Source organism: Gimesia aquarii (assembly GCF_007748195.1).
GTDB classification, from domain to species: domain Bacteria; phylum Planctomycetota; class Planctomycetia; order Planctomycetales; family Planctomycetaceae; genus Gimesia; species Gimesia aquarii.
On sequence record NZ_CP037920.1, the window covers coordinates 6,116,229 to 6,140,657 of the forward strand.

18 protein-coding genes are annotated in these 24,429 nt (G+C 46.1%); 11 read left to right on the plus strand and 7 right to left on the minus strand.

The window, feature by feature from the left end; all coding sequences use genetic code 11:
- The first annotated feature begins 24 nt into the window (after positions 1–24).
- The 4 genes from cysS (at position 25) to V144x_RS23380 (ending at position 4,385) form a co-directional block, all read left to right on the plus strand.
- A complete protein-coding gene (gene cysS, locus V144x_RS23365; RefSeq protein WP_144988723.1) occupies positions 25–1,581 on the plus strand; it encodes a cysteine--tRNA ligase in 1,557 nt (518 codons plus the stop codon).
- 43 nt (positions 1,582–1,624) lie between these two features.
- A complete protein-coding gene (gene ruvC / locus V144x_RS23370) occupies positions 1,625–2,155 on the plus strand; it encodes a crossover junction endodeoxyribonuclease RuvC (protein ID WP_232102616.1) in 531 nt (176 codons plus the stop codon).
- A 36-nt stretch (positions 2,156–2,191) separates the two neighbouring features.
- Positions 2,192–2,812, plus strand: a complete 621-nt coding sequence (ruvA, locus tag V144x_RS23375; protein ID WP_144988725.1) for a Holliday junction branch migration protein RuvA — start codon at positions 2,192–2,194, stop codon at positions 2,810–2,812.
- A 259-nt stretch (positions 2,813–3,071) separates the two neighbouring features.
- On the plus strand, positions 3,072–4,385 hold the full coding sequence (locus V144x_RS23380) for an HD-GYP domain-containing protein (RefSeq protein WP_144988727.1): 1,314 nt from the start codon (positions 3,072–3,074) through the stop codon (positions 4,383–4,385).
- A gap of 41 nt (positions 4,386–4,426) precedes the next feature.
- Here V144x_RS23380 and V144x_RS23385 read toward each other — a convergent pair whose 3' ends face one another.
- From V144x_RS23385 to V144x_RS23415, 7 genes are all read right to left on the minus strand, one after another.
- Positions 4,427–5,785, minus strand: coding sequence for a glycerate kinase type-2 family protein (locus tag V144x_RS23385; protein WP_144988729.1), 1,359 nt, complete (start codon positions 5,783–5,785; stop codon positions 4,427–4,429).
- A 47-nt stretch (positions 5,786–5,832) separates the two neighbouring features.
- Positions 5,833–6,390, minus strand: coding sequence for a hypothetical protein (locus V144x_RS23390; RefSeq protein WP_144988731.1), 558 nt, complete (start codon positions 6,388–6,390; stop codon positions 5,833–5,835).
- A complete protein-coding gene (locus tag V144x_RS23395) occupies positions 6,390–6,608 on the minus strand; it encodes a hypothetical protein (RefSeq protein ID WP_144988733.1) in 219 nt (72 codons plus the stop codon). Before V144x_RS23395 ends, V144x_RS23390 begins: the two co-directional genes overlap by 1 nt.
- 360 nt (positions 6,609–6,968) lie before the next feature.
- Positions 6,969–7,610 carry an HAD-IA family hydrolase gene (locus V144x_RS23400; RefSeq protein WP_144988735.1) on the minus strand — a complete coding sequence of 214 codons (642 nt, stop codon included), beginning with the start codon at positions 7,608–7,610 and terminating at the stop codon, positions 6,969–6,971.
- Between the two features lie 29 nt (positions 7,611–7,639).
- Positions 7,640–7,951 carry a Rieske (2Fe-2S) protein gene (locus V144x_RS23405; protein ID WP_144988737.1) on the minus strand — a complete coding sequence of 104 codons (312 nt, stop codon included), beginning with the start codon at positions 7,949–7,951 and terminating at the stop codon, positions 7,640–7,642.
- 197 nt (positions 7,952–8,148) lie between these two features.
- A complete protein-coding gene (locus V144x_RS23410) occupies positions 8,149–9,129 on the minus strand; it encodes a lysophospholipid acyltransferase family protein (protein WP_144988739.1) in 981 nt (326 codons plus the stop codon).
- Between the two features lie 112 nt (positions 9,130–9,241).
- Positions 9,242–9,535 carry a DUF6868 family protein gene (locus tag V144x_RS23415; protein ID WP_144988741.1) on the minus strand — a complete coding sequence of 98 codons (294 nt, stop codon included), beginning with the start codon at positions 9,533–9,535 and terminating at the stop codon, positions 9,242–9,244.
- 228 nt (positions 9,536–9,763) lie between these two features.
- Between V144x_RS23415 and V144x_RS23420 the strand changes: the two genes are divergently transcribed.
- The 7 genes from V144x_RS23420 to V144x_RS23450 all read left to right on the plus strand — a co-directional run bounded on the left by V144x_RS23420 (position 9,764) and on the right by V144x_RS23450 (position 24,387).
- Positions 9,764–10,168: a superantigen-like protein SSL4 gene (locus V144x_RS23420; RefSeq protein ID WP_144988743.1), complete on the plus strand. Its 405-nt coding sequence runs from the start codon at positions 9,764–9,766 to the stop codon at positions 10,166–10,168.
- A gap of 153 nt (positions 10,169–10,321) precedes the next feature.
- On the plus strand, positions 10,322–13,135 hold the full coding sequence (locus tag V144x_RS23425; RefSeq protein WP_144988745.1) for a multiheme c-type cytochrome: 2,814 nt from the start codon (positions 10,322–10,324) through the stop codon (positions 13,133–13,135).
- 65 nt (positions 13,136–13,200) lie between these two features.
- Positions 13,201–15,099 (plus strand): CRTAC1 family protein, encoded by a 1,899-nt coding sequence (locus V144x_RS23430; protein WP_144988747.1) that lies wholly within the window; start codon positions 13,201–13,203, stop codon positions 15,097–15,099.
- Between the two features lie 421 nt (positions 15,100–15,520).
- Positions 15,521–16,819, plus strand: a complete 1,299-nt coding sequence (locus V144x_RS23435; protein ID WP_144988749.1) for a DUF1501 domain-containing protein — start codon at positions 15,521–15,523, stop codon at positions 16,817–16,819.
- Between the two features lie 126 nt (positions 16,820–16,945).
- On the plus strand, positions 16,946–19,402 hold the full coding sequence (locus V144x_RS23440; protein WP_144988751.1) for a PPC domain-containing protein: 2,457 nt from the start codon (positions 16,946–16,948) through the stop codon (positions 19,400–19,402).
- 100 nt (positions 19,403–19,502) lie between these two features.
- Positions 19,503–22,190, plus strand: a complete 2,688-nt coding sequence (locus V144x_RS23445) for a DUF1549 domain-containing protein (RefSeq protein ID WP_144988753.1) — start codon at positions 19,503–19,505, stop codon at positions 22,188–22,190.
- A gap of 64 nt (positions 22,191–22,254) precedes the next feature.
- Positions 22,255–24,387, plus strand: coding sequence for a c-type cytochrome domain-containing protein (locus V144x_RS23450; RefSeq protein ID WP_144988755.1), 2,133 nt, complete (start codon positions 22,255–22,257; stop codon positions 24,385–24,387).
- The last annotated feature ends 42 nt before the right edge of the window (positions 24,388–24,429 follow it).

Consider the following 24,429-nt stretch of genomic DNA (forward strand, 5'->3'; position numbering starts at 1 on the left):
AAAGTAATTCAGGTATTTGGGACAATGACACTAAGAATTTACAATACTCTGAGTCGAAAAAAGGAAGACTTTCAAACACTCAAACCAGGGAAGGTAGGTATCTATCTCTGTGGCCCTACAGTTTATAAACATGCTCACATCGGTCACATGGTGGGACCGGTGATTATCGATACCATCGCGCGCTACTTAAAGTACAACAACTACGAAGTCAAATTCGTTAATAATATCACAGACATCGATGACAAGCTGATCAACAGAGCCGCCGAACTGAATACCACGGTGGACAAGTTAGCAACTGAGATGACCCAGGATTACTTTGAAAACCTGGAAACAATGGGCGTCGATTCGATTACTGATTTCCCCAAAGCAACCGATTACATCCCGGAAATGCTGGAGATCATTCAATCGTTGATCGAGAAAGGGAATGCCTATCCTCTCGACGGGGACGTCTATTTTTCTGCGGAGTCAGATCCCAATTATGGTTCTCTCAGCGGCCGCAAAATCGAAGAAATGATTGCGGGCACTCGTGTGGAAGCCAATGATAAAAAGAAGAATCCTGCTGACTTTGCTCTTTGGAAACGATCGCGCGAGGGAGAACCTGCCTGGGACAGTCCCTGGGGACCAGGTCGTCCCGGTTGGCACATTGAATGCTCTGCTATGAGCCGCAAGTTACTCGGTGATTCGTTCGATATCCATGGTGGCGGCCTCGATTTAATGTTCCCACATCATGAAAATGAACGCGCCCAGTCAGAATGCTGTACAGGAAAAAATTACGTGCGTTACTGGGTGCACAATGGGTTAATGCAGGCCAGTGATGCTCCCGGGAAAGTGGGAGGACAACATGACCGTCACGGAGATGTGGTTGTAGACCAGGAGGCACAGGAAGCCGATAAGCTCTCGGGTTCCAAAGGTGCCGCCTCGGTGAAGGAGCTATTCGCCATTCATCCCCCAGAACTTGTGCGTTTGTTTTTACTGTCGACTCATTACCGTAGCCCCATCGCCTTCAGCGACGAAAATATTCAAGAAACCGGGAAAGGTGTCGAAGGATTCTACCGCTTCTTTGAGACGTATGAGCGGATCACGGGAGAAAGCTTTTACCATCTTCCTGCATCAGAAAAACGAGAACATTCGGTTTCTCTGGAAGGAACGCCTGCGGAATACTTTCAGCAACTATCAGAATTGCGTCAACGATTTCTGGAAGCCATGGACGATGACTTTAATACTGGTGGAGCGATCGGCGTACTATTCGAGTTACGCTCGACATTAAACGCATTAATCCATGCACAAAAACTGGATGGTGAAGGAAAACAGAACCAGCCTATGATTGATGCATTGAAATCGGGAGCCTGCCTGCTGAAAGAATTGTCGAATCTATTGGGTGTATTCCGCAAAGCACCTGAAAAAGAAGCAGAGGCCGATGATGGACTCGCCAATCAGTTGATGGAACTGGTTTTGGAAATCCGAGAAGAGGCACGTGCCAGCAAAAACTGGGATATCGCTGACAAAATTCGCGACGGATTAGCAGCGTGTCAAATTACTGTCGAAGATCGTCCTGAGGGTAGTCTGTGGCGTCGTGGCTAGAATTGGAATTGTTAGATCAATGCACTGATCGATCGAGCCAAACATGAATTTAAACTCGACAATGGATGATGAAGAGTTAAGAAATCCCACTCGGTTCCTGGGAATCGACCCCGGTCTCAACCGGACGGGCTACGCATTACTGGAACATTCGTTAAAAGGCCCGGTGCTCTGTGAAGGAGGAATCATTCGTTCCACTCAGGAATCGAATCTGGCAAATCGCGTGCATGAAATTGCATCTGGAATTCGGGAAGTCATTGAAGAATATCGACCAGATGTGATGGTCATTGAGCAGGTTTTTACGACACCCAAATTTCCCAAAAGTTCGATCATCATGGCTCATGCCCGTGGTGCAATCATCTATGTGGCTCACGAGGCAACTGTTCCTGTTGTGCATTATACACCAACTCAAATTAAAAAACTGATTACCGGCAGTGGTCGCGCCTCCAAGGAACAAATGCAACACGCCATCAAAACAGAACTCGGGCTGAATACGGTTCTGGAACCTAACGATGTCGCTGATGCATTTGCTGCGGCTTTGTGCCATTACCATACAATTCGCATTGCCTGCATCTGACAGTGTATTCACAAATCAATACTCAATCGAGCAACTATGATTACTAATATTCGCGGACAACTTGTTGAACTCAATCTCACTGAAGCGATTATTTCAGTTGGTGCCTTTGATTATCAGGTTTTTATTCCTGAATTTGTTCGCCGACAGTTACAATCACTCATTGGTCAGGAAGTCAGTCTTAAAACAATCCAGTACATTGAAGGTAATCCACAAAAAGGCAGGCTCACACCTCGCTTGATCGGATTTATGAACCATGCAGAGAAAGAGTTCTTTGAACTCGTCTGTTCGGTCGATGGAGTGGGTGTTAAGAAAACCTTGCGTGCCATGGTACGTCCAGTAAAAGAAGTCGCGACGGCCATTGAAGAAAATGATCTCAAGCAACTCACAACACTTCCTGGCATTGGTCCTGCTGTTGCCGAGCGAATTGTCGCGAAACTCAGACGCAAAATGACGAAATTCGCACTGATTATAGCGAAAGAGTTTCCCGCCGATGAGCAGAGCCCCGATGTGTTCGGAGAGGCTTATGAAGCGTTACTGAGCTTAGGGTATTCGGCAACGGAAGCCCGCACAAAAGTGGAAACCATCGCTGCAGAAGGGAAAAAATTCAAAAACATCGAAGACTTCTTGACGGCACTCTATCAACAGGAACGCGGATAACAGCCTGAAACAGGTGTAAATTCATTTCCGCTAAAATCATCATAACCGATAGATCAGTTATGTCTTTACTCTGAAGTTCTTTGTAAAGCACCTAAAAAGGTTTACCATCAGTTCTGTTGCTGTATCTAAACTAAATTTTAACATTCCTGCTATCTTCCTGCGCGGTTCACAAGAATTGGAGTGAACCAGTTCAGCGCATGACAAATTAAATTGATGTGACAGAAACTGAACGAAAACAAAGAACTACGGCGTTAATTTTATGGTTGCTCAATCAGTCAAAAATAAAGCCAGTCAATACACTTCTCTGGATATTGACCGACTCCGCATGGGAGTCAAATTACAGGCTCCCATTTTTGATGCTGACAGTGAAAATAATATCTTACTGTTAGCCAGCGGTAAAACGATCACAAAAGGTACGATTGAAAACCTGAAAAAACGTGGAATTCGTAGTGTGCGGGTCCATGAACGTGACCTGCAAAATTTAATGCTCCCTCCTGGTGAGAGCCAAAATTCTGAACCGAAATCGAACCAGAATAAGAGACGGCAGAAAATTCGGCTCCAATCTGTGCAGGCCGCTTCGCAAAAACAGGAGATGGATACCCAACGCACAGATTCTCCCTGGCACATTCAGACCAGTTCTTTCTTGCATGAAATCAAACCGGTTCAAAACAGTAGTTATTCTACTGAAATGAAAAATCAGTATCGGGAACAGTTTACTGCCTTAACTAAAATTACGGGCAGTGTGTATAAACAATTGCTTTCAACTAAACAAATCAGTATGCGACAGATCTATGACATCACTAATATTTCATTCGTGCAAATGGCAGAGGACATGGATCTTTTTGTCTTAGAAGGAATGACGCCAATTGATGTCGGCAATTTCTGTAGACATGGGCTGCAAATGTCGAGTCTCGCAATGGCAATTGGCACGCAACTCGGATTAAGTCGTGAGAATTTGATAAAGCTTTCCATTGGTTGTCTATTGCATGATACCGGAATGGGTCGCGTGAATTCCCAGGCACTCTGGAAAACAAAACCCCTCAATCCGATTGAGATTCTCGAGCTGAAAAAACATCCCACGATTACTTATGATTTATTAAATCAGGTCACTGAAGTTCCGACAATTTCCAAACTCATCGCATATCAAATCCACGAACGTTGTGATGGATCAGGCTATCCCAGAGGCCAAAAAGGGCACCAAATTCATCCTCTCGCGAAAATTGCCAGTGTGGCAGACGAATTTATTGAGCTTGTGTCGTCGCGTCCCAACAAACTCGGGCTACTACCTTATCAAGCTGCTGAAAAACTCGTCTATGAAGCTTCGTTGGGAAAATATGACTGCAACTCCGTTCGCGCCTTATTGCAATCCATTTCTCTGTACCCGGTCGGCTCTCTCGTTGAACTTAACAACGGAAAACAGGCTATTGTGATTCGGACAAACCGAACATATTACGATAATCCGATTGTTGAAATCCTGGAACAAGATGGTCTACATCAATTGACAAATCTTCTTGAATATGACGACGTGCATGTCGTTCGTGCCGTGTCTGAACAAGAACTACAAATGGCTTGAGTTCCCAGTTAGCTCACCACTCAAGTAAGTCCTTGAAATGATCATTGCACTAAGGCCACTCTTAAATCCATGACATTGGTCTGTGTGGCCCCTGTTTTCAATAAACCATTACAGGCTGCAAGACAGGGATAAGAGTTATGTTCTTTCAAAAAAACATCAGGATCTAACTGAAGTGTATGCGCCTGTTGGAGAATGGCGGTATCAAGTATGCCACCTGCTGCATCGGTGGGGCCATCTTCTCCATCAGTTCCTCCAGATAGTATGCAGACATTAGAAATTTCCTCATTCCAAAGACGCTGCATTGCAGCCAACACTACTTCCTGATTCCGCCCACCTTTACCTGGATTCTGCGTGGAAGACAAATCGACTATAGGTTCGCCTCCACTCAAGACACAAGCTGGTTTCATAATAGGTCCTCTGCCCGCATAAAACTCGAGGCAAACTTCTGCCAGTTCTACCCCAATTTCAGCAGCAATACCTTCGTTCTCAGAGCCCATCGAGTAGATTTCGTAGCCCAACTCCAGCGCTGTCTGTTTTGCTGCTTCCAATGCTGTCGCGTTGCTGCCAATAATCTGATTGATGATTGTTGTCTGATCAGATTTTTTCAGTTCAGAAGATGGTTTCCGATTATTCTCCAAAACTTCCCAAACAGTGGCAGGTACTTGTTGCGGATCTTTTACAAGTCGTTTTAATACTTCTGCTGCTTCATCCGGTGTTGAAGAGTCAACAACTGTTGGCCCGGAAGCAATGAACTCCAATGGATCGCCAACAACGTCTGAAATCACCAGTGCGATTAAAGTCCCGCAAGTGGCGGCCTCAGCTAAACGGCCTCCCTTGACTTCGGAAATTTGTTTACGAACACAATTCAGTTCCTGAATACTGGCGCCTGATGACATCAGCAACCGTGTTACAGCCTGTTTGTCTTCCAGCGTCACGGGAGGGAGAGGAGCGGGTAATAACGCACTGCCTCCCCCTGAGATGAGTACCAGACAAATGTCATCCGGTGATAAGTTGGAAACCTGCTGAAGGATTTGCTTTGAACCAAACACCCCTTCGGCCGTTGGTTCATTTAAACTCGCAGGTCGTGCCGCATGCAGATGGATTCGTTCCAGAGAACGCACACAATCAGCGGGTACGTTCACCCAGCCAAAAAGCTGCTTTTCAAGAATTGAACCTTTGAGAGCCGCTTCCACACCAGCGGCCATACCGCTACCTGCTTTACCAGCTCCAACAACAAGTAACTTTTTCTGGTCATGTAACGGTATGGAATGACCACAAATAGTAAGTTCGTTGACTGTAACCTGGATGGCGTTACGAACGAGTGCTTCTGAATCGACTGCCCTGACTCCTGCATGCCAAATCTGCAATGCATGTTCAGAAATTGAAGGAGTTTCAGACATAGCGACCTCGGAAGAAAAAAAGCGTGCTCTCGAAGAATAAAAAACCGTTATGGATCTACTTGCCCCGAAGAAGATTCTGTAACGGTTGTATTTAAAGCACGCGCAAGCTTTTTTGCAAGGACACGGCCTTCTACCTCAGTCGAAGGAACACCTTCTTTGATTAATTCTTCTCGATAATGTCGATCTTCTTGATCATGCCAAAGAGGATCAACCTTGGCCTGGGAAATGGAGCTCACTTTCCAGACGCCTGTCGAACTTTTAATAAGGTGGATATCGGGCTTAATGGCATATCCGGTCTTCTGAATTTGAATTCGAGCCTCGGCGGTACTGCCCGTCAATCGAACTTGAAGAAAACGATAATCGAGGGGTTCAAGACTCTCCTGCGAATCTTGTTTCAATTTTGCAGCCAGTTCTGCTTTCTCAGGTGTCAGCAGAGCGCGAATTCGATTTTCATTCCCTGTTTCCAAAGCCTTCACAAACTCTAGCGCAACCTGCTTCACTTTATAACGATCGTAAAACCGCTGTGCACCCCAAACGACCAAAAAGAGGCCCATGGCGATGAGCGCTATAATCAGAAACTTTTGAGACAGCGGCCGTTTGACCATTAGGCGCCTGGGCGAAGATGACTGTAGGCTGAAAGAATCGCATATAAATCAGAGGGAATTTTTACTTCGTCGTCGGAGAAGTCAGAGACCCAGGTACGACGATAGTAAACCGCTTCTGCTAAAGCGTCTGCAATTTCCCCAAAACGGACATTGACTAAAGAGTCTGCCTGTTCTGGTGTTTCTTCCTCACCGGTGAAAATTCGAAGTCGATGTTGCATTGAGAATCCTTCCCTATATCGAACTCATTAATTTTTGACTGGTTAAACTCTAACCAGGCAGAGGTATTTCCCTGCACACAAAAATCATTTCATAAGCACTGAACATACTAAAAGCCAGAATCCGACCTGGCGTACTATCTATTATCGGCTTAATCAATTTAGCATCTTGACCGAAAAGTTCAGTTTTTTTTGATTTTATCGACTGTAAGATCTACTCATTTTACTCAGTGTGAAATTGAGTCTGTAAAAGTTACCAGTCGATCGGCGATTTTCGCGCATTGAAATTGATCGTGGATTTTTCAAACAGCAATCTTTGCCGGGTAGAGATGCCTCTCACTTCGAAGAGGTTCAGGAATGACATCATTCAAAACCGAGCAAGGCCGGAAGTTCGCGCATGGAACGAAAGGATTTCGCGCCGAATGCTTCCAGTTCTGTTGGTGAACTATGGTCGGCATAACCAAGTACTGGAATCCCCGCAGCGACCGCTGCCTGGACTCCCAGATGACTATCTTCCACGACCACACATTCTTCCGGATGGACTCCCATTTGGGAAGCCGCATAGAGATAAAGATCCGGTTCCGGTTTCCAGACTCCCAGAGTATAGGCAGAATAAACTCGTCCTTCAAAGAAATGAAGCAATTCCGTAATTCCCAATGTGAGCGCCATCTTTTCTTCCGGACCATTCGAGGCGACACACTTTGTGACAGGAATCGACTCCAGGGCTTCGCGAACTCCTTGAATTGCCTGTAGTTCCACTTGAAATACTTCTGCCATCTGCGCCCGCACTTGAGTAGCAAAATCATCCGGTAATTTTTTCCCCATTTGCTCTTCGACGACCACAATGCAGTCTGCCAGTTTGCCTCCTTTAAATTGCTGGACTGCCTGCTCGGGTGAGAGTGGATAACCCATTTGAGTAATCATTTCCGCTAATACACGATTTCCCAGGGTTTCACTGTCAACCAGCACTCCATCGCAATCAAAAATCACAGCTTTACAAATCATTTCGCTCAATTCATCTCTCTGCTGGCTAGTTACTCGGGCAATTCAATATAAATACCATCATCTTCCACAAAGACGGGAAACGTGGGATGACACAAACGCTGATTCAGGCAATGCTGTCCGGAAGTCACATCAAACTGCCATCCATGCCAGGGACAGGTAACAATCGTTCCATTTAATGTTCCCTCGCCCAACGGCCCCCCCGCATGTGGACAGACTCCATCCATCGCATAATACTGCTGATCCACATGAAATAACGCGATGACTTGATCTTCGACAACAAACTCTCCCGCTGAACCTGCAGGAATTTCATCCTCAGCTGCAATCCGTACTTTTTTACCCATTTGCCCCTCCGATCCGCTTCCTCAAAAGTCCAGATACAACCCGATGACCAAGGTAAACAGGATCTTGATGTCAAAGCGATCCATTCAATAGTCGTTCGAAAAAACGGCCAATGAAATGCGACAGTAACGACTCGACTCGCACCTTCAGAAATCAGGCTCTGAGAGAGGTTGTAGTAGACTTATGCGCCTGAATCAATTCAAGCAGCCTTTTTTTCCGGAAGAGACTCGGACAGACGCTTCTTTTTTGCACGGACACGCGGCTGACTTTTCCAGCGGCGATGAACCCAGAAATACTGTTCCGGTGATTTTCGAATCGCTCTTTCCAAGGCCGTCGTAAACTGTTGAGTAATCTCACCCACGGGATCATTCGAAACACATTGAGTAGAATCGATCAGTTGTTCACAACCCAATTCGAAATGGACCCATTGACGATTCTCAAAGTGATCGGGAAGCCGACGAGAGTAACCAACACATATATAGGCCCGATACTCAAGAGCTAATAATGCGATTGACTTAAACGTGGATGCCGGTTTGCCAAAAAAGTCGACAAATAATCCCCGTTTTCCCGCATCCTGATCACCAAGTAACGCCAGATGCCCGCGGCGCTCGATGGTGGCAATCATGTCATCATAGCCTCCACTTTTTGCCATGGCGCGATGTCCGGTAGATTGTCGAAATTTCTCAAACCATTTGTTCAAAAAGGGATTATCTAATTCGCGGGCGACGACGCCCATCGGAAATCCAAACAGGCCAAATACGGAAACCGCCATCTCCCAGTTGCCATAATGACCACTTAACAGGATCACGGGTCTACCAGAGCACAAAGCGGTAATTAATTCTGGTGGATAATCAAACTTCATCACTTCATAGATATTCCCACGATGTAACTTACGTGGTAACTGGATGATTTCGACGACCATTCGAAACAGATGCACCCACATTTGATAGATGGTCTGCTCAATTTCTTTTTCAGATAGTTCCTCACCAAAGGCGGTTCGCAAATTTTCGGAGGCGACCTGATAACGCGTCAGCTTGCGAGGCAGACAATAGTGGATAAAGAATGCAAGACATTTCGCGAGCGCGACTGATTCTCGAACGGGTAGACACCGCACGATGCAAACTAACGTGCGGAAGACCAGATATTCCAGACGGTACCTTGCCATTCGCCAATTGATCATACTACCAATTCCTCAAGCTTCCCTGCTTTACTTTCACGACTTTGTCCGACTATGCAGACTAAAGTCGTGAAAGTGTCTTCGGAATCGGAATTTTCGTCAACCCCCAATTCCATTATGCTGAATTCATCGGCCGATTTCTCTTCAACTGCCATTTGATGGCCAGACAAGGGAAGAGGAAAAACAGAAAGGCACACAGCTTCAAGAAGGTCATCCCATAATAATTGATTTGGATAAACTCTGGCTTACTTAACTCGTTAAACCATTGCGATTGAAATTCCCAGGCCCAATCTCCAGCTTGAGTAAAAGCGGCAAACCAGACCAGGAGCACTCCCATGGTCATTAAAAAGCACTTGAAGCAAATTCTTCCTACATCACTTAACAATTCACGATTATCAGACTGGCTCATTGTGATACTCCTTCCATCTCAACATATGATTTGACTCAATTTTTGGCTTTTGAGACACATTAGTGATCACAGTGTCAGACAATAAAACGACCAAATTCGCCTGAGCGATTACTTTTTTTCTCGGATTTAAAACCGTTTTTGTATATATTTATGTATATACTTATAGCAAGAGATCTATTTCTGACTGATTCTATCACGTTTTCTCAGCTTCATTTCGTAGTAATGAGTATGTTGCACCGATCACATCAACAATCTGCAATGCAAGTTCTACTGACTGCAGTCACGGTGTGCGCATTCACTTTGCTAACGAGTGAATCGGCGAATGCCACGTGTGGTGATTATCTTTCCCACGCTGGTCAGCAAAATGAGAATCCAACAATCCTGTTGTATGCACCAGATCAAAGGCCACAATCCTATCCCTGTTCGGGTCCGGAATGTGGCAATCAACAATCTAATCCGCAACCGCAAACGCCTGCGACTACGCTTACAATCTTAAAGCCCGCTTGCTCTCTCTTTTTAGAAACAGTTCCTGCCCACACTCTTCGGAGTGAATCAATGTGTTATGGAACATTGATTCTACCTGAGAGCCATGGAAGACGTGTTGATCGTCCTCCACAGGCTTTGGCCTCTTGAAACGCATTTGTCACAGAAACAATGTTTCTGTCGTTTCATGAAACTTGTCAGTGCGCAGCCATTCTCAATTCAGAGATGGTCTAACGCCGATCATTGAGTCATTGATGGGACGAGTTTCGATTGCAGCCATTTTTTGCAGGATCTATTGTCACTATGACATCCTCCGATTCATCAGTGGTTGAATCACAACCACGCCGCGTTGTTCGCCGCGCCGTCGGTCCGAAATTGCGCAAGGTATTATATCTGGTTTTGTTTCTAGTCGCGTTACTGGGCGCCAATTCCATTTACCTGGTCAGTATCACTGTTTACGACTGGTTGAGTGGTGAAACTCTGGAGAACTGGTTTTATCAATATATGTTTCTAGGACATTTGATCCTGGGACTATTACTACTGGCTCCCTTTGTTCTGTTTGGCGTAGTGCATATCTTTAATACGAAGAACCGTCTCAATCGCCGCGCGGTGCGTGTGGGTTATGCGCTGTTCATCACTTCCTGCCTGTTATTGATCTCCGGAATCCTCTTATTACGGATTGGCTCATTCGACTTAAAAAACCCGACCGCACGGTCGATCACTTATTGGTGCCATGTAATCTCTCCACTATTTGCCATCTGGCTTTACTGGCTGCATCGGCTGGTAGGCCCCAAAATCCGCTGGAAAGTTGGCATCACATATATGGGTTTCATTTCCGTCATGGTGGCTGGCATGTTAATGTTCCATTCGGCTGATCCCCGCAAGTGGAATGTCGCTGGTCCCCAGGAAGGTGAGAAATACTTCTTTCCTTCACTGGCTCGTACTGCAACCGGCGACTTCATTCCGGCAAAAGCATTGATGATGGATGACTATTGTCAAAAGTGTCACCCTGATACTCATGCTGACTGGAAAAACAGTGTGCATCATCTCAGCTCATTTAATAATCCCGCTTATCTGGCATCAGTTCGTGAAACACGCAAAGTGGCTTTTGAACGTGATGGCAACTTACAAGCAGCCCGCTTCTGCGCAGGTTGCCATGATCCGGTCCCTTTCTTCAGTGGCGCCTTTGATGATCCCAACTTTGACGATATCAATCATCCCACAGCTCAGGCAGGGATTACCTGCACTTCTTGCCATGCCATCACTCACGTCAACAGTGTGCGCGGTAATAGTGACTTCACAATAGAAGAACCAATCCACTACCCCTTCGCTTTTAGTGACAACCCGTTTTTACAATGGGTCAATAACCAGTTGGTAAAAGCAAAGCCTGCGTTTCATAAAAAAACGTTTTTAAAAGATTTGCACAAATCAACTGAATTCTGTGGCTCTTGTCACAAGGTGCATTTACCCGAAGAGCTAAATCAATATAAATTTCTACGTGGGCAAAACCATTATGACTCTTTTTTACTGAGTGGTGTTTCTGGTCATGGCGCACGGAGTTTTTATTATCCGCCGCAAGCAGAAGAAAATTGCAACAAATGTCACATGCCTGCGAAAGCCTCAGATGATTTTGCAGCCAGACACTTTTACGATTCTAAAGAACTCAGTGTCCACAACCATTTGTTTCCCTCCGCCAATACAGCGATTGCCGCCCTGCGCAATGATTCGAGCACAGTAAAGGCCCATCAGGATTTTCTCAAAGATAATCTGCGTGTCGATTTATTCGGCATCCGGGAAGAGGGAACCATCGACGGAAAATTGACTGCCCCCTTACGTCCCGAAGTCCCTGTGTTAAAGCCGGGTAAAACATATCTGTTAGAGACGGTACTCCGTACCCTGAAAGTAGGACACCATTTCACCCAAGGCACTGCCGATTCGAATGAGGTCTGGCTGGACATCGTTGTCAAAAGTGGTGACCGCATCATTGGCCGCAGCGGTTCTCGGGAAGAAGATGGGACCGTTGACCCCTGGTCGCATTTTGTGAATGCGTTTGTGATCGACCGCGAAGGCAATCGTATCGCGCGTCGTAACGCAGAAGACATTTTTGTCGCCCTCTATAATAATCAGATTCCCCCCGGCGCCGGGCAAACCATTCATTATGAGCTCAAGCTTCCCAAGAATCTAACGGCTCCGGTCACCGTTGAAGCCAAACTGCAGTATCGAAAATTTGATACACACTATATGCAGTTCATCGCATCCTCTCTTGAATCCAAAGGACAGAAACTCCCTGGAAAGCAGCCGGGCGTCCCTTATGTGAATACGTTGCCAATTACCACAATTGCCTCTGATACGATTACGTTTCCCGTAGAAGGAGTTACAACCAAGGTCACAAACAAGCCAGTTGAGATTCCGGAGTGGGAACGTTGGAACGATTATGGCATCGGACTCTTTCTCAAAGGCAAAGCAGAATTAAGACAGGCGACTGAAGCATTCGAACGAGTCGATCAACTGGGCCGCTATGACGGCTCTTTGAATCTTGCGCGCGTTTACTTTCGTGAAGGACGATTATTGGACGCTGTAGATATTCTGAAAAAAGCCACTACATTTACTGATCCCCCCGCCCCTGCCTGGACGCTCGCCTGGCTAAGCGGCAAGGTAAACCAGCAGTTGGGACATCTGGAAGAAGCAGAACGAAACTTTCGCAGTGTGCTGGAAGATCAGACCGAAGAGCGAATCCGCCGCGGATTTGACTTCAGTAAAGATTATGTCGTCATTAATGACCTGGGGCAAAACTTGTTCGATCAGGCCAAGCGCTTCCGTACCAAAGCCCAGCAAGACCAGCGCGATCAACTTCTGGATCGGGCAAAGGCGCAGTTCTTAAAGACACTTGAACTGGATCCGGAAAATGTGACCGCGCATTACAATCTCTCATTAATCTATGAGCAACGGGAACAAGCAGAACTAGCAACCAAACATCGTAAACTACATCAGAAATACAAAATCGATGATACGGCAAGAGGGCTTTCCGAACGAAAGGCTCGTGAAAAGTACCCGGCGGCTAACCACGCGGCCGAACATCCTGTCATTTATTCACTCAATCGAACGATAAAACCATAACGCAACAATTTTCACTTCTCTAAAATCAGCAGAGTCTTTGAACGAGAATTAGCAAAGGTCATTCGATGGCAAAACCAAACGACGCTAATCTGGAAGAAGAAACACAACAAAACGACGAATCCATTGGTCGTGCCTTTTGGTATTCCCTGATCGTGATGGCGGTCGTCGCGCTTGTTGGAGGGGCAATTTTTTTCATTACACAACAAGGTCAGCCTCAAGAAATAGTAAAGGAAACCCCATTAACCTTACCCAAAGAACGTGATGTTGAAGAAATCATTCTCCCCAAGATTCCCTTTACTGACATTACAAAAGAGGCAGGCATCGATTTCGTTCACAACAATGGCGCTGCGGGAGAAAAACTGCTTCCTGAAACGATGGGAGGTGGCGCTGCATTTTTTGATTATGATAATGATGGTGATCAGGACTTACTGCTGGTCGGCGCACAAAATTGGCCATGGGATCAAAAACAGGAAATACCAAGTACAGGATCTTCATTGACCTTGTACCAGAATGATGGCACTGGCAACTTTAAAGATGTGACTGCCGACATGGGCTTGAATGTTTCGCTCTATGGAATGGGAGTCGCCTGTGGAGATTATGACAACGATGGACGCGTCGATCTGTTTATTTCCGCCTTGGGAACCAATCGTCTCTTCAAAAATGAAGGGAATCGTTTCAATGAAGTCACGAGTCAAGCAGGTATCGGCGGCCCCTCAGAGCTTTGGAGCACTAGTTGCGGCTGGTTTGATTATGACCGTGATGGCGATCTGGATCTCTTAGTCTGCAACTATGTGGAATGGACTCGCAATTTTGATCGCGCGCAGAATTTTACTCTGAAAGGTGGCATTCGCGCTTACGGTCGTCCACAAAATTTTAATGGCGTACATCCCCTGCTCTATCAGAATCAGGGAAATGGAAAATTCATTGAAGTGTCTGAACAAGCCGGTTTGAAAATTTTCAGTGCAGGCACAGGAGTCCCATTAGGAAAATCACTGGGGTTGAATTTTTATGATTTTGATCAAGATGGATATCTTGATATCTTCATCACCAATGATACCGTTCAAAATTTTCTGTTTCATAATCAGCAAAATGGTACTTTTTCAGAAATGGCCGCAATCTCTGGCGTTGCGTTTGACATGGATGGCAACGCGCGCGGTGCAATGGGCATTGACATCGCCTCATTTCGTAACGATGACACCATCGGAATCGCCATTGGAAACTTTGCCAATGAGATGACAGCCCTCTATACCTCTCCCGGAAAAGAAATGCAGTTCATTGATGAAGCGGTCTCAAACGGACTGGGTCCGCAAACACGGTTGGCTTTGACATTCGGCGTCTTCTTCTTCGATGCCGATCTTGATGGTCGCCTCGACTTGTTCTCTGCCAATGGTCATCTTGAAGAAGACATCAACATTGTGCAGCAACGGCAGCACTACAAACAAGCGCCGCAATTATTCTGGAACTGCGGTCCCGAACATGCTACTGAGTTTCTCCCCTTAGATGAATCTCTTGTTGGCTCTGACTTCGTGCGACCTCTGGTGGGCCGTGGCGCCACATTCGGTGATATCGATGCAGACGGAGATTTGGATATATTAATAATGACAACCGGAGACAGACCCAGACTCTTACGTAACGATCAACAAACGGGTCATCATTGGGTCCGTTTCCAGCTCACGGGAGATCCGAACAATGCAAGTCCGGAGAATCCTCTGGTTTCCAGCAGAGATGCACTGGGCGCCCGAATTCAAATCAAAACCAAATCGGGTCTACAAAGCCGAACTTTAACTCCCGCGCGCAGTTACTTATCCCAAACTGAGTCACCCATTACCTTTGGGTTAGGTAATGACAGCGAAATCATCTCTGTCTCGGTTATGTGGCCATCTGGAAACATCTCGACATGGGATAACCTCGAATCGGACCGGTTGTATCAGATTTCAGAGCAAAAAGGACTTGTTGAGAAATAAAACCAGACGTTTTACCAATGTTAATATTTCCAGTGAGATCCTGGAAATAGGAAAGAAATCCTTGACAAAATCGCATCAACCATGTTTGATATATGCGTTGTTAAAGAACGCTCTGAGTAGATAGTTTTAAATTTGTCTTGAAAAACGAAGAGCAGATTTGGCATAATACGTTACAGGTGGTTTTTTAAAAGATTCCTACCCCAACTACATTAATGTGTTACAGTTAGAAAACACTACCAGAATCACCTGCAATTAAACTCTACTATTTTATACAAATTTTAGAGCCATCCGCTGAGTAATTCAGCTTTTATCCAACCTGAAAAGATTTGTGCTCAAACCAGACAATAAGTTAATACTCTGACAAACAAGAGCCCTTAACAAAACACCGCTTATCCCCACGAACGAAAATGGAGATTTCACTATGAGCTTGAAACAATCACGTCGTGACTTTTTGCATGTAGGTTTTGCAGGTGGTATCGGACTGACTTTGCCACAGTTCCTGCGAATGAAAAGTGCACAAGCGGAACTGAAACATTACGAAAGTAAAGAAGGTGTCGCAAAATCGGTCATCTTCATTTATCTTCCAGGGGGAGCCGCCCATCAGGAAACATGGGATCCCAAGCCTTATGCTCCTGTTGAGTACCGCGGGCCCATGAATTCGATCGACACAAATGTTTCGGGAGTTCGATTGAATGAGAAGATGGTGAAAACTGCACAGGTTATGGACAAGCTGACAATTTGCCGTTCCATGTCACACGGTGAAGCGGCTCACGAAAGGGGCACACACAATATGTTCACCGGATATCGTCCTAGCCCTGCTCTGCAATTCCCCAGTATGGGAAGTGTAGTCACACACGAATTCGGTCCTAAGAACAACATGCCACAATATGTGTGCATTCCTAATCAGCCCAACACATTTGCAGGTACAGGATACCTTAGCTCTTCCTTTGCCCCATTCAGTGTTGGTTCCGACCCAGCATCTAACGGTTTCAAAGTACGTGACCTGAATCTGCCCGGCGGTGTTGATACCAACCGATTCACACGTCGTCGCTCGATATTGGGAGCCGTTAATGATCACTTTGTTTCCAAAGAAAAATCGGATGCATTGGAAGCCGTTGACACCTTCTATAAGCAAGCCTACGACATGGTTTCTTCCAAAGCTTCGCAGGAAGCTTTTGATCTCAACAAAGAAGATGCCAAAACTCGTGACGCTTATGGTCGTAATTCCGCAGGAGCTCGCATGCTGCTTTCACGGCGTCTTGTTGAAGCGGGTGCTCGCTTCGTAACCATGACATACGGCGGCTGGGATATGCACGATCGTATTCAAGATGGAATCAACAGAAACGTGCCTTCGTTTGATCAAGCATTCGCTACTTTGATCTCAGATCTTAGCACACGTGGACTGCTCAAGAGCACTCTAGTGTGTGTCTGTAGTGAATTTGGTCGAACACCAAAAATTAACGCGACATCCGGACGAGACCACTGGCCAAAAGTCTTTAGTGTCGTAATGGCTGGGGGAGGCATCAAAGGTGGAAACATCTATGGTGCATCTGATGCCATTGCCAGTGAACCAGAAGACAACCCACTTTCTGTAATGGATTGGGCAACAACGATCTACCATTGTATGGGAATCGTTTCTGATAAAGAACTCATGGCACCTGGTGACCGACCCATTGAAATTGTCAATGGCGGTAAAGTCATCAAGGAGCTTCTTGCTTAAGCAAGCGTTATATAATTTGAAACCGAAATGTTAGCACGTGAGAGCTTCTCTCGTGCTAACATTTCAATTCAGGCGAAATAAAAAACAGATATTCGAACATCTACTTTTCCAAGGGGGGGAACTGTGATGCCGCAGAAGTATACCAGCTCTGTCTGCACCGGAGTTTTGGCAATCGCATTTAGCTTGTTACTCGTGGATCTATCCGAGGCAGCAAGCCCTGGCTTAAATTATGTTCGTCCTCGGGGTGGACAACGTGGCACGGAAGTCAGCCTGACGTTCATTGGGGCTCGATTATCTGATGCCGTTGAAATTCTTTCCTATAAAAAAGGGTTCGAATTTAAAGAAATCAAAGGTAACCCCAAAAACGCGAATGTCTGTACCGCAATCGTAAAAATTGCACCAGACTGTGCTTTGGGTGAGCATACTTTCCAGGTCCGCACGAAAAGTGGTGTTTCCGACTACAAAACATTCTGGGTCGGACAGTTTCCCGAAGTCGCCGAAAAAGAGCCCAACAGTAAATTCGAAACCCCCCAGGCCATCGAGTTAAACCATACGGTAACCGGTGTCATTCAAAATGAAGATGTTGACTATTTTGTAGTAAACGCAAAAAAAGGTCAGCGTATATCAGCCGAAATTGAAGGCGTTCGTCTGGCAACCACTCTGCTCGACCCTTATGTCGCAATTCTTGATGAAAAACGATTTGAACTGAAAGCAGAAGACGACCTGCCTCTGTTAAGAAATGATACTGCTGTTTCCGTCGTTGCTCCCGCAGATGGAAAATACACGATTCTTGTTCGCGATAGTTCATATCGTGGAAATGGCGCCGCCTTCTATCGCCTGCATGTGGGAACCTATCCTCGCCCTACAGCCGTTTATCCGGCCGGTGGTCAGTTAGGAACAAAGCAGAAAGTCACTTTCAAAGGCAATACAGTCAATAATCTGGTTCAGGAATTTCAGCTTCCCAATAAACCAGATGATGATTTCCGTCTCTTTGCTTCCGATGCAGGAGGCAGTGCTCCCTCTGGTAATGTCTTCCGCTTGTTCCCGCATGGTAACTCATTCGAGAAGGAACCCAACAATGAATTTAAACAAGCATCAGTAGCAACTCTCCCAAATGCTTTTAATGGCATTATCGAGAAAGCCGGTGACATTGACTACTTTAAATTCCAGGGAAAGAAAAACCAGACATTAGAAATTGAATGTTACTCACGTCGGATCCGATCCCCCCTTGATCCAGTGATGGCCCTTTATAATGCCAAGTTTCAAAGACTGGCCGCCAACGACGATTCACGCGGTCCCGACAGTTACTTCCGTTACAAGTTTCCAGCGGATGGTGAATATTATCTATCAATTACTGACCACCTCGCCCGTGGAGGTGAAGATTTTATCTATCGAGTTGAGATGCTGCCTGTGACTGCCTCATTAGATCTGGGTATTCCCAGAAATGCACGCTACTCTCAGGAACGTCAACGAATTGTTGTTGCCCGAGGAAATCGCTTCGCCGCTGTCATTAGTGTCGCTCGGAAAAATTTTGGGGGTGAGATTGTTCTTGATCCTAGTAACATTCCCAAAGGCATCAAAATGATTGCAGAGCCCATGGCCGCGAATTTAACCACCATGCCGGTTGTGTTTGAAGCTGCCGCCGATGCTCCTGTAGAAGGCGAGCTGATTGCGCTCAAAGGTCGACATGCCGATCCAAAACAAAAAATTGAAGGTGTCTTTAAAAACCGGGCTGACCTGGTTCGAGTTCGTAATAACCAATTGCTCTGGTTGAAAGATGTGGCTCAAATACCTGTAGCCGTTGTAGAAGAGCTTCCCTTTAAGTTAGATATTGTAGAACCTAAGGTTCCACTCACACGTAGTGGTTCGATGCAACTCAAAGTAGTTGTCACTCGAAAAGAAGGTTTCGATAAACCAATCACTTTACAATTTCCCTTCCGACCACCGGGAGTGGGCGCTTCCAGTCGCGTCACCATCCCGAAAGGAAAGAATGAAGCGTTCTATCCTCTCAATGCTAATGGAAATGCACAAATTAAAAAATGGAAGGTTTTTGTGATTGGTTCTGCTGATGTTGGTGGCGCCGCCTGGGTTTCATCTCAGTTGGCTTCGTTGGAAGTTGCCGACTCGTTTGTGGATCTCAAACTGGCACGTTCCGCTGTGGAACAGGGAAAAGAAACAGAAATTCTCTGCACCGTCAGCATGAAAAACCCATTTGAGGGTGATGCAAAAATCAAACTGGTAGGACTACCCCCCAAAGTCACCACGACAGATATTTCGTTTAATAAAGAGAGTAAAGAGGTTGTATTCAAAGTGAAAACGGATCCCGCATCACCACAGGGACGGCATAAGAGCCTTTTCTGCCAGGTGGAAATTCCTATGAATGGCGAAACCGTTGTGCATACAACGGGACGTACCGAACTCCGAATCGACAAACCTGCCCCACCCAAAAAGAATGAACCGCCCAAACCGAAACCAGTCGCGAAAAAAGCGCAACCCAAAAAAGAAGCGCCTCCGAAGCGGCTGACTCGACTGGAAAAACTCCGATTAGAAGCCCAGAAACGTCTGGAATCTGGTTCAAAATAACGTAGATTTAAAATAGTTCGCTCAATTCCGAATGAGTAGAACTCAAACTTAATATCACTTTCCTCAACGAAATTCTGTTGACGAAAAAAGGTTTTTGATTATGTGGCGTCACCAATTAGTATTTCGCAGCTTTTTGTCTCTGGTTTTTATTGGTAGTGGACTCTCTCTCTCCACGGCTGATGATAAAGCGAAACCGGCACCAGCCAAACCTGCTCCAGCCAAACCTGCTCCAGCCAAACCTGCACCGGCCAAACCTGCACCGGCCAAACCTGCTCCGGCCAAACCTGCTCCGGCCAAACCTGCTCCGGCCAAACCTGCTCCGGCCAAACCTGCTCCGGCCAAACCTGCTCCGGCCAAACCTGCTCCGGCCAAACCTGCTCCGGCCAAACCTGCTCCGGCAAAGCCCGTTGCTCCTAAGCCAGCACCTAAGTTGGTCAAATTAAATGTCTATCCACAAAATATTCAACTGACTACCAGTCGTGATCGTCAATCAATCATCGCTCAGGTCGTGTATGACAATGGCCTCACTCAGGATGTCACAGCACAATTACAATTGAAACCTGCAAAACCTGGTATTGTGCGTCTAGACAAAAATGTACTTTACCCAGCCGCCGATGGTGAAACAGATTTAATTGCCAGCTTTGGTGGTGCGAATGTAAAACTGCATGCAAAAGTTGTGAAAGCGAAAGAAGATCGCCCCATCAGCTTTAACCTAGACGTTATGCCCACGTTCATGCGGGCTGGTTGTAATACAGGAAGCTGCCATGGCGCCGCCCGAGGAAAAGATGGATTCCGATTATCTCTATTCGGATTCGATCCCAAAGGTGATCATCACCGTTTAACACGCGAACTCAGTGGACGGCGTATTAACCTCAGCCTGCCACAGGAAAGTCTCCTGATCGAAAAAGCCATCGGTGCTGTACCGCACACTGGCGGAAAGCTTTATGAAAAAGGTTCGGAACATTACACAGCCGTACTTCGCTGGTTACAAGCTGGTGCCCCCTACGATGCGGGCGTCATTCCGACTGTCACCAAAGTGGAAATTTACCCTAAAGGTGGAGTCATGGATGGAAAAGGAACCAAACAACAGGTTTCTGCTGTGGCTACTTATTCCGATGGAACGACACGTGACGTAACTTCCCTGGCATCATTCTCCTCTAATAATGACAATTCAGCGACGATTACGAAAAAAGGACTGATTACCGCCAACAATCGTGGTGAAGCATTTATCATGGCCCGCTTCGATACACACACTGTGGGATCGCACTTTGTCGTCCTGCCTAAGGGACTTAATTTTGAATGGCCCAATGTCCCCGAATCGAATTATGTAGACACACTCATTCACAACAAATTAAAGAAGTTACGAGTCATTCCTTCCGAGCTCTGCTCTGATGCCGAATTTCTGCGTCGTGCCAGTCTCGATATCTGTGGGATCCTTCCCACAATCGAAGAGTTCAATCAGTTTGTCGCTGATAAAGATCCTAAAAAACGGGACAAACTTGTTGATAAACTGTTGAACCGCAAAGAATTCGTAGAAATGTGGGTCATGAAATGGTCGGAATTACTGCAAATTCGAACGGTAAATAACCGTATCAGCTATAAATCTGCCTTGCTCTATTACAACTGGTTACAGGAACGGATCGCTTCCAATGTTCCTATTAACGTGATGATTCAGGAACTTCTTGGTTCTACCGGTGGTACATTCGCCAATGCAGCAACCAACTACTATGAAAATGAACGCGACACGTTAAAAGTTTCCGAGAATGTAGCACAAGTTTTCATGGGTATGCGAATTCAATGTGCCCAATGTCATAATCATCCTTTCGATCGCTGGACGATGGATGATTACTACAGCTTTGCTTCTTTCTTCTCGCAAATTGGCCGCAAAAGAAGTGAAGATCCTCGTGAGTCTATTATTTATAATCGCGGTAGCGGAGAAGTTCGGCACTTAGTTGATAAACGCGTCATGAAACCAAAGTTTCTAGGCGGTATTGAACCTGATACCCGTGGTAAAGACCGTCGTGTTGTTGTTTCACAATGGTTAGCTTCAAAAGAGAACCCTTACTTTGCCACTAACTTGAGTAATATTGTCTGGGCTCACTTTTTTGGTAAAGGAATCATCAATGAAGTCGATGATGTCCGTGTCAGTAATCCGCCAGTGAATCCTGAATTGCTCAATGAGCTTGCAAAACGCTTCACCGACTACAACTATGACTTTAAGAAACTGGTACGCGATATTTGCACTTCGCGAACCTATCAGCTTTCGACTCAGACAAATACCACCAATGAGAAGGACCTGACTAATTTCTCACACGCATTACCCAGGCGCATGCGTGCTGAGGTGTTACTAGATTGCATCAGTCAAGTTACCAATGCACCTAATAAGTTTCGTGGCTTGCCTCTGGGGGCTCGTGCAGTCCAAATTGCCGACGGAAATACTTCAACTTACTTCCTGACCACATTTGGTCGTGCGAAACGTGATACCGTCTGTTCCTGTGAAGTACGTATGGAACCCAGCCTTTCACAAGCTTTGCACCTGCTGAATGGTGACACCGTCAACAACAAAATCGTCCAAGGTAAATTTGTTGACTCCAGACTCAAAGCTGGCAAGAAGCCTCTGGAAATCGTTGATGAAATGTATATTTCCTGCATCTCGCGTAAACCAACTGATAAAGAATATTCTTCGCTGGTTCAAGTACTTGATGCAAACAAAAAAGATCAAGCGAATACCTTAAACGATGTATTCTGGTCATTATTGAACTCTCGAGAGTTTCTGTTCAATCACTAAATGAGAACTCGGCTTAGCAACTTAAGAGTTTCAACTGGAAGCTCGCTTTTAATATGGTATGACTATGAAAAACTCACTCTCTAATCATTGGTGCTGTCAATTCGGCAAACGACTCATTGTCGCCGGTTTGTTTGTCTCCATGCTATCTACAGGACTGCATGCTGAGGATAAAAAGCCCGCGCCCAAGAAAAAAGTAAAAATCACTTTTGACGAACACATCAAGCCTATTTTTCGTGCGAAATGTTTTGCCTGTCATAACACGGACAAAAAAGCATCTGGCCTGGATCTGACTAACTACACCGGATTGATGCAAGGGGGAGCGGCTGGAGAGTCACTTGAACCTGGTGATGCTGACGGCAGCTATTTATACATGCTGGTCACACATGAATCTGAACCATTCATGCCTCCTAAATCAGATAAACTCCCCGACAAAGATCTCGCCTTAATTAAAGCATGGATCGATGGTGGTGCCCCTGAAAACGCAGGCAGTAAAGTCGTCATCAAGAAACCAAAGTTCGATTTTGCACTCAAAGGTGCGTCTTCAGGTAAGCCACAGGGACCTCCTCCTATGCCTCCCCGTATGAGTCTGGAACCTGTCGTCCACACCAGTCTGGGGACGGCTGTGACTGCCTTAGCTACCAATCCCTGGTCTCCTTTAGCCGCTGTAGCAGGTCAAAAACAGATTTTGCTATACAATACCAAAACACTGGAACTGTTAGGCGTACTCCCCTTCCCGGAAGGTTTTCCACAGGTCTTGAAATTCAGTCGTAATGGCAGTCTTTTGCTGGCCGGTGGAGGTCGCGCTGGTGCCAGTGGACGAGTGGTCGTCTGGGATGTGAAAACAGGAAAACGCCTCTTTACAGTCGGCGATGAACTCGATTCGGTTCTGTGTGCTGATATCAGTTCAGATCAGAGATTTATCGCCTTGGGTAGTCCGAGTAAAGTCATTCGCGTCTATTCCACCAGCACAGGAGAACTCGCTTATGAAATTCGAAAGCATACAGACTGGATGACCTCACTGGCCTTCAGCCCGGATTCCGTTTTGCTTTGTTCTGGTGACCGTAATGGTGGCGCCTTTGTCTGGGAAGCGGCCACAGGTAGCGAGTACCTGACTCTGAAAGGACATAAAGGTGGAATCACAGGAATTTCCTGGCGTTCTGATTCCAATATCGTTGCCACAAGTAGTGAAGACCAGTCAGTCAAACTCTGGGAATTGGAAAACGGCGGGAACGTCAAATCCTGGAATGCACACAACCCCGGAACCTCAAGTATCGAATTTGCCCGTGATGGTCGGATCGTGACCTGTGGCCGTGATCGTGTGACAAAGATTTGGGATCAGGCAGGAAAACAGCTCCGCGCTTTACCTGCTTTTGCAGATCTTGCTGTCAGCGTCACCATTTGCGATGAAAGCAACCGTGTGATCGCCGGCGATTGGACGGGAAAAATCAAAGTCTGGAATGCAGCCGATGGAAAAGAAGCGGGTGAATTAACCGCAAACCCACCACAGTTGTCGCAGCGTCTCACGACTGCAACAGCCGCACTGAAATCCACTCAGGCGAATCATCAAAAGCTCTTAGCTGTCGCTCAGACTGATAAAGCAGCAGTCGCAAAAGTGAACGCCGACATCGCTGCTACACAGAAGCAACAAACCGATCTGCAAAACAAGTTGAACGCGCTCAATGCAAATTTAGCGGCCAGTCAAAAAGCATTAACAGGTGCGCAAGGTAATGTTACAAATTCAACCAAAAAGATTGCTGCAATCAATGCACCTTTAGCAGCCATCAAAGAGGCACATGCCAAAGCAGATGCCATCAGTAAAAAAGTAGCCGGAGATAAAGACCTAGCCGAAGCAGCAGCAAAGCTGAAAGCGGCACTGGATAAAAGAGTGGCAGCAAATGCGGCTGAGCAGAAAAATCTGGCTACGCATCAGGCTGCAGTCAAAGCCAATCAACAAAAGATTGCACAATACACACCACAAATCAAACAGATGACTGCAGCTCTGCATGCTGCAAAAACTAAACTGGCCGGATTACAGAAAGCTCTGAAGCCCGCAACCGATAAAGCAACCGCTTCACAAAACGCGGCCAATGCAGCTGCAAGTGCTTTCACCGCGTCTCAAAATCAAGTCAAACGCTGGCAAGCTGAAATTGAATTCGCCAAGAAATTTAACGAAACTCAAGCAAATGCTTCAAAATAAGTGAACCCCCATACTCACGACCAAGTCCCTCAGGCATTCAGC